Below are 14,150 nucleotides of genomic sequence, written 5' to 3'. Positions count from 1 at the left end.
TGAATGAAAAATTATTGTATTTCGAGTGTCACAGTCAATACATTGGATTTAATTTCAGCAGAAACATTTCCGCCCAGTTTATCCGTCAGTAACTTTACAACCGCAAGTCCTACTCCTGTACCACTGTTGTGTCTGGATGCGTCCCCTGTATAAAATCGTTCAAAGAGGCGGGCGGGATTTATTTCGGTTTTGCTATCAATCGGATTTTCAATCGTGAAAATAGCCCTATTTTCCCTTGCCTGCTTTAAGCTCATTTTTATGTCGCCGGATGAATAACGTATCGCATTTGTCAAAAGATTTTGTAAAATCCTTTCCACCATACTGTAATCAGAATTGAGATAGACAGAATGGGGCGGCAAATCAATTTCAGGGGATAAATTTTTTGCTTCCAATGCAGGAGCATTCTCTGTAATAAGATTTATCAGCAAATTAGACAGGTTAAAATCTTCTCGCCGGGGTGTTATCTGCTCGGCATCCAAAATAGACAGGTCATAAAAAGTCTGTACCAATTCTTTCATTCTTTCTGCTTTGTGAAAAATGGTTTCTATTCGCTGTGCTTGCCTGTCTGTCAGAGTTTCTTTTCTTAATAGCTGTAAATGTCCGAGTATAACGGTCAATGGTGTCCGCAGGTCATGTGAAATATTTGCAATCGACTCTTTCAGATAGTTCTCGTGGCGTAGCGTACTGGCAATCAACTGCCTTTGATTATCGTTATACTGGTTTAGTATTCCTGCCAGTTGTTCCAAATCTTTGTCAATTAAAGAGATGTCCAGCATTTTCTCGGATTTGCCATTTACCAATTCAGCTATCTGTTTTGATAGATTGCGGATTTGCCGTTTTGTTTGTAGATATTTGAATAGCAAGATAAGCAACAGCAAAAATACAATCAATAGCAGTAGCTCTATTTTAGACACCTCCCTCTTTCCGTTTTCTAATTGAAATCTACTTTAATTCACATTTCCGAAAGCTGCACCATGATAAAATCAACAGCGCAACGACCCAAACAATTCCAATCAAAATCGGGAATGGTTGGAAGATTGCTATGCTGGTAACTGCCTCCCTTATTTGATAAGTTGGCAAAAAAGCTACTGGAAATTTCAACATCATTCCAAAACCCAGATAAAGACTAAGTACAAACGTCGTAACGGCTGTAACAGCAATCGCTTTTGCAGAATTACGCAGTGAAAAGCAAATCCAGATTGCAATGAAAAAAGTAGCACTGTTCAAAAGTAAAGAGTATAGAACCGCCTTAGTAGCCTGATAAATAAAGTTCCCTCCATCAATAAATCCAAATCTGAAAAATTCTCTTATACACCCGGCAATGGGATAAACAAGAGCCATGACGTTAAAGGCAATCAAATATGTGATTACCTTTGAAATGAAGATTGATTTTCTGGAATGGCCCGCAGTTATTTCAAGATCTACTGTCCGGTAAGAAAACTCCTGTCCTAAAATCAAAGCTAAAATACTGGACATCAGAATGAGAAGAAATGTAGAGTCATAAACCATTCCGTTGAAAATATCCGCAAGGGAAGTAGCAGCCCCGCCGGTTGTCCCCATAACTTCCGGGACATAAGTTTCTGCCGTAAAAAAGCCAATTAGAAAGATGCCGACCATGCCACACCAATACAAGAAATTATGTGATAATTGGTATCTTTCCATTTTTAATAGATTACTCATTTCGATACCTCCCTGTCACTTCAAGTTAGAACGCCTAAATCCCAAATAAGCGCCAAAATATAAAATGAATATCCACAAAAAATCTGTGAAAACAAATTGCACCATAGATGGGGTAAATTGCTGTAATGCAATCAGTCGGAGCTGTCCCATTGGCAATATTCGCGAAATAAAGAGTGCCTGATCTCCATTCATCAAGAATATCATCAGGAAAAAGAGAACCATCGGGACAGCTAAAGTTTTTCCTATATCACGAAACAGAAAAGCAAAGAAAAACGGTAACAGGCACATTGCAAATAAAGAAACCAAAACTGCCAAAACGGTATAGAGATTGCCGCTAACACTCACGAAGCTTTCTTTGAAGCAAATCCCTCCAATCAATCCATGTACCAGTAATGGTAAAGCTAAAATCGTCATGCAGGCTATTTGATAGGCGACCAGTTTTGCAAGTAATATCTGTCCTCGGTTATGGCCTGCAAAGATATATGATTGCAGCGTTCTTTGTCCAAAGTCATTTCCAACAAACAACGCAGAAAAGACGATTGCCAGAAAAAAGAAAATAGGCACATTATATAACGATGCAAAGAATAGACTGGATGTTTCTCCAATACTGTCTAACAGCAGCACACTGCTCAAAAAAAGATTAAATGCCACAATCCCCCAAAAGTACCGGCTATGAAACAGTTTATAAAACTCAGTATTTAGGAGATTTAACATTTTCTGAACCTCCTATCTTGCTTAAAAAGTAATCTTCCAGTGTATCGCCGGATACAGAAAGCCCTGTAACGAGGATATGCGCATCCGACAAAACAGCCGCGACTTTTTCCAAATCATCAAGATAATCGTACAGGCGAATTGTCCCATCTGGCAGTAACTTGAAATTTTCTGTATGAAGTTTTTCTTCCAACACAAGCAGCGCCTTTTGCGGATCGGTGGCCTTGATTGCAATATGCCGTTTACACCGTTCATTCAATTCTTGATCGGAGATTTCTTCAATGATTTTTCCTTTGTCAATTAAAATAAATTCTGTTGCAGTTTGGTATAATTCTTCCAAAATATGGCTGGACACCAAAATTGTCATACCATATTCCTTGTTCAAGGATTTCAGCAAATTTCTGACTTCGACAATCCCGGCAGGGTCAAGTCCGTTGATCGGTTCGTCGAGAATTAAAAATTCTGGCGTGTTCAAGAGAGCGATTGCAATTCCCAGCCGTTGCCTCATACCCAAAGAAAAATTACGAACACTCTTTTTGCCAGTGTCCTTTAAGCCAACCATATTCAAAGTCTTTTCAATCACTGCTTTATCGGGGATGCCGCGTTGGATGCGTTGTATCTCCATATTTTGATAAGCTGTCATGGCCGGAAAGAGTGCAGGTGTTTCAATCATGCAGCCAATCCGCTTTCTCTGTTCCTGCAAATCTTTTGCCGAACTCTTTCCCCATAAGTCTAAAGTACCGCTGGTCTGGAAAGCCAGCCCTGTAACCAATCGCAGAAAAGTAGTTTTACCTGCTCCGTTCTGACCGATAAAACCGTAGATTTTCCCTTTCTCAATTTGCAAGTCAATATGATCTAAGGCAACAGTATGCCGGTATTTTTTTGTCAGACTATGTGCCTGTAAAATGATGGAACTCATGTTATCAACCTCCTTTATGATTGATTGTAAGAGGCAATCATAAAGAATTTCTTAAATCCAAACAGAAATCTCTAAAAAATGTCTAAAGCCAGAGGTCTAATCTCTGGCTTTGTGTAAACGGTATCCAATACCCCAAACAGTATCAATAAAGTCCTTGTCCGGGCAAACGGCTTTTAATTTGTTACGGAGATTACTTATATGAACATTTAATGTGTTATCCTCACTGATATACTCGGTGTTCCAAACACTTTGAAATAAATTTGCTTTTGAGAATATTTTATCCGGGTATTTCATCAGCAACTCTAAAATTGCAAATTCTTTTGCCGTCAAAGTCAATTCGCTGCCTTGCAAAAAGGCGGTATTATCGTTCAAATCCAAAATCAAATCGCCATGACGTAAATAGGTAGGAGTATCTTTTTGAAACTGCACTCGACGGAGATTACTTTCAATTCTGGCCAGAACTTCCTCCATATCAAACGGTTTTGTAATATAATCATCTGCACCGAGACGCAGTAAATCTATTTTGTTTTGCGTTGTTCCTTTGGCGGAAATAATGATGATTGGAACCGTAGAACATTCTCTTACCGCTGTAAGTACGGTATCACCATTTCGATATGGAAGCATAATATCAAGCAAAATCAAGTCGATATTATTTTCCCGCAGGCAATCCAATACATGAAGCCCGTCATATTGGCAAAAAACTTCATATCCATTTTCCTGCAAAAATTCAGCTAATAACTTGCTGATTTCCAAATCATCCTCAACCAACAGAATTTTCATTTTCGTTTTTCACCTGCTTTTTATATCGTCTATCGGCGGGTTTGTCTGTTTCCTTGGGGATCAACCAAACACCGGCCATTTTCACAGCGCCGGGAATACGGCCCTCGACGCAGTAATAGTTGACTTGACGGGACGAAACGCCCCATTTCTCGCTTGCCTCTTTGAGTGTCATATAGTCCATATTTGCACCTCCGACAACATTTCTTATTATATTTCATTTGCTCGAAGAATACAAGGCATGATATATCTATCATATATTTGTGCTCATATGAAAAGACGGATACGACTTTCCGCAGCATTCCGCTGACAACAGAAAGTTTTCCGCAGAAAGAAGGTGGTGAAGCCGTGTGAGTTTTGATTATTTTTACGGTCAGCAATCCGATCTATTCACATTCTACCGCCTGCTTAAACGCACACCGCAGGAGCTTGATGATCTTTTCAATGGTCCTGTCGCTGACATAAAATCGGCAGATGTACTTGGTAAAGATACAGGTGAAAGTGGCCGCCAAGTTCAGCGATTCATCCGCCTCACCAATCTGATCCCCGAGCTTCTGGATATGGTCGATCAGAAGCAGCTCTCCTTTAACCCGGCTGTTGAGCTTTCGTATCCCGAAAAGGGATAATGCAGTTTTCGCAGGACTTGGCCAAGGAAACATTGCTTGCAGATTTGTAAATTCTTATCGAAAATTGGCGGATTTTATCATGAAAACAACCTGCACAAATTGACTTTGTTCGAGGTTGAGATTATGCTATAGAAAGAATACTGTTACATAGTTTGATTTACCGTTCCTCAAAAATGGTGAGGTGCTGAGAAATGACGGAAGTAAAAACGATCAAATGCGAAATCCATTGTCAAAATGGGGAAAGCATCCATGCGGCATTCCCCGCAGTGCCGGGAATCTGGGAGCGGGAAGAAATCTATGTAGAAGTGTCCGAAAACCGGAACTATGGATGCCGGTATGGTCAGATCCGGCTGAATATGCGTCAGGGTGCATTGAGAAAGGAAAAGCCAATTCGGGTATCCCTTCCAACAGTTCAGAGCCCGGAGAAAATCACGGCAATGTATATGCTCAATGACTGGTGGACGAGACCTGCTTTTGTAGAAGGATTTCAGGAGATCCCTGCCCGGACGCAGGTAGCTTTTCTAAAATACCCGGATCGCTTTGCGTGTCTTGTTCCCATGGTGGGAAAAACCTTTAAGACATATCTGGAAACAGGAACAGAGCAAGAAGTCTGCCTGGAAATGCTGTCCAGTCTGGATGGGCAGACCGAGGTTGACGAACCGCTGTATGTTCTTGGAGAGGCAGACACACTGGCAGACGCGGTTCACAAGGTGTTTGCCTGGCTTACAAAGCGCATGGGGGTTCGAACAAGGGAACAAAGGCGTATGCCGGAAATGTTCCGCTCTCTCGGCTGGTGCAGCTGGGATGCTTTTTACAGAGAAATCACAGAAGAAAAAGTCCGTCAGAAGGCCCGCGAGCTTGTGGAAAAGAAAATTCCTGTCCGGTGGATGCTGATGGATGACGGTTGGCTTTCTACCAAAGGAGAGTTGCTTTGCGATTTTGCTCCGGAGCCTGCAAAGTTCCCCAATGGTTTTGGGAAAATGATAGCAGATATCAAAGCGGAAAGCGACATTCGCTGGTTTGGCGTATGGCACGCACTTTGCGGATACTGGCAGGGTGTTGCCCCGGAAAGCAAACTGGAGGGGCAGGAACACGCCCACCTGTATCGAACCGCAGACGGGAAAATCATGCCCAATCCTCTGACGGGGGAAGGATTCTACCGGGACTGGTATGAAACGCTTCACGCGGACGGAATCGATTTTGTGAAGGTAGATGGTCAGAGCTCCTTTTGGAGCTTTGCGGAAAACAGTCTCCCCATCGGCCCCGCGGCAAAGGGAATGCACCAAGCCCTTGAAGGCGGCGCTTCTTACATGGATGGTGCCATCATCAACTGTATGGGAATGGCGATGGAGAATATTCTGTCCAGACCGACCTCCGCAATTTCCAGAAACAGTGATGACTTTATGCCCAACAAAGAAAACGGCTTTGTGGAACATCTATTGCAGAATGCTTACAATTCGGTGTATCATGATGAGCTGTATTATTGTGACTGGGATATGTTCTGGACAAAGCATGAGGATGCCGTTAAGCACAGCCTGCTGCGGGCGATCAGCGGCGGCCCCATCTACGTCAGTGACCAAATTGGGGACACAAATCCGGATGTGCTGAAGCCATTGGTCTATCACAACGGCGAAATCCTGATGATGGATCATTCAGCAAAGCCTACAGAAGACTGCATGTTTTCGGATCCTATGAAGACGGGTGTATTAAAACTGCACAATACCGCTTCCTGGGGTTCTGTCAAGAAGGGCGGAGGCATTGCCGCCTACAATCTGACCGACGGCATACAGGACTTTTCATTCCGTCCGGCAGATATTCCGCAGCTGGAGGAATCCGACAACTATTGGGTGTACGATTATTTTGCCAAAAACGCGTTTTCGTTGGGCAAACAGGAAAGCTATGAGAGCAGGCTTGATTTGGGCGGCTTTGGATGGTTTGTTCTGCTTCCAAAGGGAAAATACGGCACCTGCCTGGGGCTGCTAGATAAATTTGTGGGGTTCACAGCGGTTGAAAGCATTTTCGAAAACGACAGCACTCAGACTGTGGTAGTCAAAGAGTCCGGAACACTGGGATGGCTTTCTGAAAAAGAGCCTCAAAAGGTCATGGTTAATTCCGTAGATGTGACGAGCAGTGTGAAAAAGAACGATTTTCTGTATGAAATAATGCTCCCGGAGGGGCCCCACAAAACGGTGCTTTCCTTCGTCTGGTAATTTGCAAATAACAAAACCAGGGCTTTGTTCTCAGAATGTTCCTGAAAACGGACATTCTGGAGCAAAGCCCTGTTTTTTACTTTGTCAAAAGAGCAAATCATTAGGCTTTGCTTTCCCTTGTTCTTTAAACTTGCGGCTCGCAGAACCTCTACCTATATAGATATCGGCTTCCTGTTTATTCCGGGGCACTTTTTTATAAGCAGCTATTGCTTTTTACAATATTATATGGTATATAATATATAAGTTCATACATCATCTATGTCTAAAGGAGAAACGCCATGTCATTCAATACCGGGGCGGCGCTGCTGGATGCCATCGTGCTGGCCGTCGTCGGGCGGGAGGAAACGGGCACCTACGGCTACCGCATCACCCAGGATGTGCGCGCCGTACTGGACATATCCGAATCCACGCTGTATCCCGTTTTGCGCCGCCTGCAAAAGGACGGCTGTCTGACCGTCCACGATGAGCCGTTCAACGGCCGCAACCGCCGCTACTACCAAATCACACCCACCGGCCGTGCCCAGCTGGCGGGGTATCGCGCCGAATGGGACGCCTACACAGCCAAGATCGACCGACTATTTGAGGGGGAGACACAATGAACAAACAAACTTATTTAGCCAAGCTGGCGCAGCTGCTCGCCCCTCTGCCCGAGCAGGAGCGCCAGGATGCGCTGAACTACTACGAAGAATACTTTGACGCCGCAGGCCCGGAAGCTGAAGACGCCACCGCCGCCGAGCTGGGCGACCCCGCCGACGCCGCCCGCAAAATTTTGGAGGGCGAGGGCCTGATGCTGGACTCCGCCCAAGCCGCAGCAGGGGAGAGCAGCGACGTTGCCGACACCGCGCAGGATGCTGCCCCCCAACCAACTGGAGAAAATCCCCCAACTACCAAGCCTGAGCTCCACGGCCCGGCCGCCATCCCGCCGGTTATGGGCGTGTTGTTGGCTCTTGCCGCCGTGCTGGTCGTGGTCTGCGTCTTACTGATCGGCTTTTTCGGCGTGCGCCGCAGTTCTATTGCCAACACCGCCGAACCTTTCGTTGTCTCGGCTGCCGAGTCGGTCGTCGAGCAACCCCAGGATGCTGCCTCTACCACCGCGTCCCCCGACAGTGAAATCGTTGAGGAAAACGGTACCGCCGCCGAAGGCCCCTCCGGTGCTGTGGATGACAACAGCCCCCACACGACAGACATGTCCTGTGACAACATCACCCTGCAGGATGCCGTGCTGGACATTGATTACGGCCGCCTGACCATCGTCATTGACCCCGGCGCCACCAGCGCCGCCCTGCACTGCGAGAACGTGTATAACAAGCGGCTCGACGTTACCTACACTGAGAATGAACCGCTGACCATCCGCTACAAAGTGCCTGCCAACTGCGATTTGAGCAGCGAGCCGGAACCGGAGTTTGTTTTGTCCGTGCCGGATACAGAGACCTTCCACTTTAAAAGGCTCTCCATCACTTCCGCCATGAGCGATGTGGAGTTTGACAACAATGAGACCATTACCGCCGACAGCATCGATCTGAACCTGGCCATGGGCGACTTTACCTGCAGCACGGTGGAAGCGGAAAATTTCAACGCCACAGTCTCGATGGGCAACTTTACCGGCGGCCTTGTGCAAAGCAGCAGCTTTACCGCCGAGGTTGCCATAGGCAACTTTGACCTGGGACGGCTGGAGAGTTCCAAAATCTGCACCGTCAAGGCCGGGATGGGCAACATTGGCCTGACGGTGGACGGCAAGGCCGATGACTACACGCTGGACCTGCAGGCCTCGATGGGCGAGGTCGCCTTTAACGGCAAAGCGCTGGGCACCAGCTACAGCCAAACGCCTACCACCACCCGCCGCGTGACCCTGACCGCCGGGATGGGCGATGTGGTGCTGACGACGACGGAATAAAGCCGTTCCATGCCCCTGCATCTTCCGCGCGATTTCCATCACCGCATGTCAAAGTCATACTTCCCTTAAAATCTTTGGTGCAATATCCACAACTTTCTTTTTTGCGGTGCAAGAAAGATTTTCGCCAAAAGGTTTTGTATTTTGTCCGCGAATGTGGTACAATCTTCCTAATCAGTAAGATTAAGAAATTGTAGGAGTCAGGAGCGTGTAACATGGCATATTATTTCTCTGAACCGTCCCGCACCTTTGGTGAGTATCTGCTGGTCCCCGGCTATTCTTCTTCGGAGTGTGTCCCCACGGCTGTCAGCCTGAAGACCCCGCTGGTCAAGTACCACAAGGGCGAGGAGGATTGCCCTCTTGAAATGAACATCCCGATGGTCTCTGCCATCATGCAGTCCGTTTCCGGCGAGAAGCTGGCTATTGCACTGGCCAAGCAGGGCGGCGTTTCCTTCATCTACGGCTCTCAGACCATCGAGCAGGAAGCCGACATGGTCCGCCGCGTCAAAGCCTACAAAAAGGGTTTTGTCACTTCTGACTCCAACCTGCCGCCGGAGGCTACCCTCGGCGATGTGCTGGACCTGAAGACCCGCACCGGCCACTCCACCGTGGCCATCACCGATGACGGCACGGCTCACGGCAAGCTGCTGGGCATCGTTGCCTCCCGCGACTACCGCCTGTCCCGCATGACGATGGACCTCAAGGTCACCGAATTCATGACCCCGCTGGACAAGCTGGTCACCGCTCCCGACACCACCAGCCTGCATGATTGCAACGACATCATCTGGGACAACAAGATCAACTCTCTGCCCCTGGTGGACGCCGAAGGTCACCTGCAGTATATGGTCTTCCGCAAGGACTATGACTCCCACAAGGAGAACATCAACGAACTGCTGGACGAGAACAAGAGCTACGTCGTAGGCGCCGGCATCAACACCCGCGACTACGCCGAGCGCGTACCTGCTCTGGTGGACGCCGGTGTGGATGTCCTCTGCATCGACTCCTCTGAGGGCTTCAGCGAGTGGCAGTCCCGCACCATCGCCTGGATCCGCGAGAACTACGGCGATAAGGTGAAGGTCGGCGCTGGCAATGTTGTCGACCGCGAGGGCTTCCTCTTCCTGGCCAAGGCTGGCGCTGACTTCATCAAGATCGGCATCGGCGGCGGCTCCATCTGCATCACCCGCGAGACCAAGGGCATTGGTCGCGGCCAGGCTACCGCTGTCATTGAGGTTGCCAAGGCTCGCGACGAGTACTACAAGGAGACCGGCATCTATATTCCCATCTGCTCCGACGGTGGTATCGTGCAGGATTACCACATCACTCTGGCCCTGGCTATGGGCGCCGACTTCGTCATGCTGGGCCGCTACTTTGCCCGCTTCGACGAATCCCCCACGAACAAGCTGCGCGTGGGCGGCAACTACGTCAAGGAGTACTGGGGCGAGGGTTCCAACCGCGCCCGCAACTGGCAGCGCTACGACCTGGGCGGCGCCCAGAAGCTGAGCTTCGAGGAAGGTGTTGACTCCTACGTGCCCTACGCCGGCCCCCTGGCCGACGGCGTGCAGACCACCCTGTACAAGGTGCGCTCCACCATGTGCAACTGCGGTGCGCTCTCCATTCCCGAGCTGCAGGAGAAAGCCCGCCTGACCGTCGTTTCCTCTACCTCTATCGTTGAGGGCGGCAGCCACGACGTCATCCTGAAAAACGGCCCGCAGAACCGTTGATTTTACCCTTATAAACAGCAACAGCCCCGCCAAACGGCGGGGCTGTTTTTGGGTTTAGGTCAGGTTTTGTCCGGCTTTTTCTCTGCCGCAGCCCCGCCAAAAAACACGATGGGCGCCAACAGTAAGAACGGATTGGCAGAGAGGAGGAAAGGCTTGTTTTCCATGAACAGGTAAAGCGTTAAGGCCAGCAGGCAGATCGTCTCGGTGGAGCGATACTTTTTGGCTAACCGCCAGAGCAGCAGCAGGAAGAACGCCGCCACTAAAATAGCGCCCAGAATGCCCTTGTTCATCGGCACAGCCAGGAAGGTGTTGTCAATGGCGTGGTGCTCGTCGCCGTCAGTAGGCAGACCGCCCAGCAGGGTGAGGGGAGAACCCCAGAACACATTGTGCCAAATCTCGAACCGTCCGGACAGAAAGATGCTCAGCAGCAGAATCGCCATGTGGTCGTAGGGCCACTCGGGGTTATAAATGTACCCGGCGTAGAGGCTGAACACCACCAGCATCACCGGCACAGCCAGCACAAAGGCGTACCAAATTTTGTTATCAAACAGCTTGGGGAAGAATTTCTGCACGGCGAACAGCAGGAGCATGACCGCCATACCGCCGAATGCGCCGCGGCTGCCGGGGACCTTGTAGGTAAAAATAGCCAGCGCGGCCAGGCCCATCCAGTCGATAGCGCACAGTTTATCGTGCCGCAGCCAGCCCCAGGCGAAGAACACGCCCGCCAACCGCGCACCGAAGCCGTTGTAGTGGCCGTAGCCGAAATCCCAGTTGCGGCAGTAGAAATTGTAGGGCATCAGCGGGGTAGCAAAGTGCAGCAGCTGCACCACCAGCAGGCCCGCTACGGCCGCAGCCAGATAGACGCGAAGGGCGGCTTTTATGTCGATGTCTTTCGCGCCCAGCCCTACCAGTGCGGCCAAGAAAAACCACATATCATCGCCGTACCAGGTGGCAAAAGCCGTGTAGGCCAGCACCAGCGCCGCCAGAATCGGCTGCCAGCGGGCCTCGTAGTCTGTCAGCAAAAAAATCTTAACGCCCAGCAGTGCCACCGCGCCGCCCGTCAAAGTCAGGCGGGCCAAGCTGCTGAAAGTCGGCAATGCGGCCTGGATATTGGAGCTGAACACCTCCGACAAGATCAGCAGCAGCACGATGGCCGCGCAGTACGCCTTTTGCGCCAAAGGTTTATATTGGGAAAGCAACATGGAGTTGTCCTTTCTTTTGGTTTAGGGCAATACCGCATAATTCTAAGTGCCGATACGGCGAGCGAGGTGCGGCAGATGCTAAGCCAAAAGCGCAGATAATACTTTGTGTATTATCGAGCATTTTGGCAACGCAGTTGCCGTGCCGCAGCCGCCGGAGCGGTGCTTAAGCCGTCAGGCGGGAATTGTGCGGTATTGCCTTAGATAGATAAGGTGATTATACCATACTTTTAAAGAAAGGGGAAGTAGGCGCGTACCAGCCCACAGCAGAACACAATTCGGCAACATTGCTAAAACAAAACATCTGGCATTGTGCAAAATACCGGTTGACACCACCGGCAAAATCCGCTAGAATAATCTCATTAATTCAAATGCAAAGATGGGGAGAAAGCCATATCCACTCCGTTGCAGAGAGCCGTCGGTTGGTGCAAGACGGTGCGGCAGATATAGCGTCACTGGCCCCGGAGCAGCTATGCTGATAGCGTTTTCTGCTGTAGGCATGGCCGGCACCTGACCGTTATCACGCAGGAGCGATTCGCCGTTTGCTTGTTTTACGCAAACTCGCTGATCGTGCAGAGAGGTCGCATCAGCGACAATGAGAGTGGTACCGCGGGTACAGCAACTGTAAATTTGCTCCCGTCTCTCAAAGGCAATCCGCCTTTGGGGGACGGTTTTTTATTTACCTCCTCCAATGGCTTCACAGCTTTGAAGGAGGCATTTTTATTATGATGGACGCAACCAAGTATCATGTAGGGTATTATCCGCCACCGGTCGAGCCCGGCCATGTGTATGAGTGGACCAAAAAGGACCACATCGAAAAGGCCCCGGCCTGGTGCAGCGTGGACCTGCGCGACGGCAACCAGAGCCTGATTGTCCCGATGAGCCTGGACGAAAAGCTGGAATTCTACGATATGCTGATCAAGATTGGCTTCAAGGAGATCGAGGTTGGTTTCCCGGCCGCCAGCGAGACTGAGTACGAGTTCCTGCGCAAGCTCATCGACGGCAACCGTATCCCCCAGGATGTCACCGTCCAGGTTCTGACCCAGTGCCGCGACCACATCATCCGTAAGACGTTTGAGGCCGTCAAGGGTGCGCCCCGCGCCATCATCCATTTCTACAACTCCACCAGCGTCGCCCAGCGCGAGCAGGTGTTCAAGAAGTCCAAAGAGGAAATCAAGCAGATCGCCGTCGACGGTGCCAAGCTGGTCAAGCAGCTCAGCGAAGAGTATGAGGGCAACTTCCTGTTTGAGTACAGCCCCGAAAGCTTTACCGGCACCGAGCCGGAGTACGCCGTGGAAGTCTGCAACGCCGTGTTGGACGTCATGCAGCCCACGCCGGACCGCCCCATGATCATCAACCTGCCGGTCACGGTGGAGATGAGCATGCCCCACATCTACGCCAACCAGATCGAATGGTGTTCCAACCATCTGAAATATCGTGACAGCGTTATTCTTTCCACACACCCGCACAACGACCGCGGCTGCGGCGTGGCGGATGCCGAGCTAGCCGTGCTGGCCGGTGCCCAGCGCATCGAGTGCTGCCTCTTCGGCAACGGCGAGCGCACCGGCAATGTGGACGCCATCACCCTGGCTATGAACATGTACAGCCACGGCGTGGACCCGCACCTCGATTTCAGCGACATGCCCAAGATCTGCGAGATTTACGAGCGCGTGACCCGCATGCACGTCTACGAGCGCACGCCGTATGCCGGTGCGTTGGTGTTCGCGGCCTTCAGCGGCAGCCATCAGGACGCCATCGCCAAGGGCATGACCTGGCGCAAGGAAAAGAAACTGCATGAGTGGACCTGCCCCTACATCCCTATCGACCCGCACGATATTGGCCGTACCTACGATGCCGACGTCATCCGCATCAACAGCCAGAGCGGCAAGGGCGGCATCGGCTTCCTGCTGCAGCAGAACTACGGCTATAACCCGCCGCCGAAGATGCGCGAGGATCTGGGCTACCGCGTCAAGGATGTCAGCGACCACGAGCACCGCGAACTGAGCGTGAAGGAAGTTCTGTACGTCTTTGAGACTGCCTATCTCAACCACAACAGCCCGCTCAACATCCCCGAAGCACATTTCGTCCAGAACGCGGACAACACGATCACCGCCAACATCACACTGTCGGTCAACGGCAAGGAGACCAAGTGCTCCGCCACAGGCAACGGCCGCCTGGATGCCGTGGCGACCGCCATCGAGCAGCAGACCGGCATGCACTTCACCCTGATACATTACAGCGAACACGCGCTGGATTCCGACACTGACTCCCGTGCCTGCTCCTACGTCGGCCTGAAATGGGCCTCTGGTGAGGAGACCTGGGGCTGCGGCACCCATACCGACATCATCGTAGCCGGTATCAAGGCGCTGGTGAGTGCGATCAATAATAAATAAGGGCTTTTAAAACGGAGGGAACA

12 protein-coding genes, 1 pseudogene and 1 other annotated feature are annotated in these 14,150 nt (G+C 50.2%); of the genes and pseudogenes, 6 read left to right on the top strand and 7 right to left on the bottom strand.

The window, feature by feature from the left end:
- Positions 1–11: 11 nt before the first annotated feature.
- The 6 genes from OGM81_14745 to OGM81_14720 form a co-directional block, all read right to left on the bottom strand.
- Positions 12–914 (bottom strand): HAMP domain-containing histidine kinase, encoded by a 903-nt coding sequence (locus OGM81_14745; GenBank protein ID UYJ43544.1) that lies wholly within the window; start codon positions 912–914, stop codon positions 12–14.
- Positions 915–942: 28 nt separating this feature from the next.
- The gene (locus tag OGM81_14740; protein UYJ43543.1) at positions 943–1,680 is read right to left on the bottom strand and encodes an ABC transporter permease; all 738 of its coding nucleotides are present in this window, start codon (positions 1,678–1,680) and stop codon (positions 943–945) included.
- Between the two features lie 15 nt (positions 1,681–1,695).
- Positions 1,696–2,394 (bottom strand): ABC transporter permease, encoded by a 699-nt coding sequence (locus OGM81_14735; GenBank protein ID UYJ43542.1) that lies wholly within the window; start codon positions 2,392–2,394, stop codon positions 1,696–1,698.
- Positions 2,372–3,310 carry an ATP-binding cassette domain-containing protein gene (locus tag OGM81_14730; GenBank protein UYJ43541.1) on the bottom strand — a complete coding sequence of 313 codons (939 nt, stop codon included), beginning with the start codon at positions 3,308–3,310 and terminating at the stop codon, positions 2,372–2,374. The genes OGM81_14735 and OGM81_14730 overlap by 23 nt, the downstream gene beginning before the upstream one ends.
- A 96-nt stretch (positions 3,311–3,406) precedes the next feature.
- A complete protein-coding gene (locus tag OGM81_14725; GenBank protein UYJ43540.1) occupies positions 3,407–4,090 on the bottom strand; it encodes a response regulator transcription factor in 684 nt (227 codons plus the stop codon).
- On the bottom strand, positions 4,071–4,271 hold the full coding sequence (locus OGM81_14720; GenBank protein UYJ43539.1) for a helix-turn-helix domain-containing protein: 201 nt from the start codon (positions 4,269–4,271) through the stop codon (positions 4,071–4,073). Before OGM81_14720 ends, OGM81_14725 begins: the two co-directional genes overlap by 20 nt.
- Positions 4,272–4,551: 280 nt before the next feature.
- Between OGM81_14720 and OGM81_14715 the strand changes: the two are divergent.
- From OGM81_14715 to OGM81_14695, 5 genes and pseudogenes are all read left to right on the top strand, one after another.
- Positions 4,552–4,707 (top strand): annotated as a pseudogene (locus tag OGM81_14715) (chromosome partitioning protein ParB).
- A 197-nt stretch (positions 4,708–4,904) separates the two neighbouring features.
- Positions 4,905–6,923, top strand: coding sequence for a Sip1-related alpha-galactosidase (locus OGM81_14710; protein ID UYJ43538.1), 2,019 nt, complete (start codon positions 4,905–4,907; stop codon positions 6,921–6,923).
- 278 nt (positions 6,924–7,201) lie between these two features.
- Complete coding sequence (locus OGM81_14705; protein UYJ43537.1) at positions 7,202–7,522, top strand: PadR family transcriptional regulator; 321 nt, start codon at positions 7,202–7,204, stop codon at positions 7,520–7,522.
- Complete coding sequence (locus tag OGM81_14700) at positions 7,519–8,817, top strand: DUF1700 domain-containing protein (protein ID UYJ43536.1); 1,299 nt, start codon at positions 7,519–7,521, stop codon at positions 8,815–8,817. Before OGM81_14705 ends, OGM81_14700 begins: the two co-directional genes overlap by 4 nt.
- Positions 8,818–9,029: 212 nt before the next feature.
- Positions 9,030–10,535, top strand: coding sequence for an IMP dehydrogenase (locus OGM81_14695; protein ID UYJ43535.1), 1,506 nt, complete (start codon positions 9,030–9,032; stop codon positions 10,533–10,535).
- A 59-nt stretch (positions 10,536–10,594) separates the two neighbouring features.
- Here the strand turns inward: OGM81_14695 and OGM81_14690 are convergent, their stop codons facing one another.
- On the bottom strand, positions 10,595–11,737 hold the full coding sequence (locus OGM81_14690; protein ID UYJ43534.1) for a hypothetical protein: 1,143 nt from the start codon (positions 11,735–11,737) through the stop codon (positions 10,595–10,597).
- Between the two features lie 364 nt (positions 11,738–12,101).
- Positions 12,102–12,381 (top strand) — a binding site (T-box leader).
- A gap of 78 nt (positions 12,382–12,459) precedes the next feature.
- Here OGM81_14690 and OGM81_14685 point away from each other — a divergent pair.
- Complete coding sequence (locus OGM81_14685) at positions 12,460–14,127, top strand: 2-isopropylmalate synthase (GenBank protein UYJ43533.1); 1,668 nt, start codon at positions 12,460–12,462, stop codon at positions 14,125–14,127.
- The last annotated feature ends 23 nt before the right edge of the window (positions 14,128–14,150 follow it).

This window comes from Oscillospiraceae bacterium, from assembly GCA_025758045.1.
Lineage (GTDB): Bacteria > Bacillota > Clostridia > Oscillospirales > Ruminococcaceae > Gemmiger.
The sequence above is the reverse complement of the archived record's forward strand: the minus strand, read 5'-3'. Positions and strand labels throughout refer to the sequence as shown.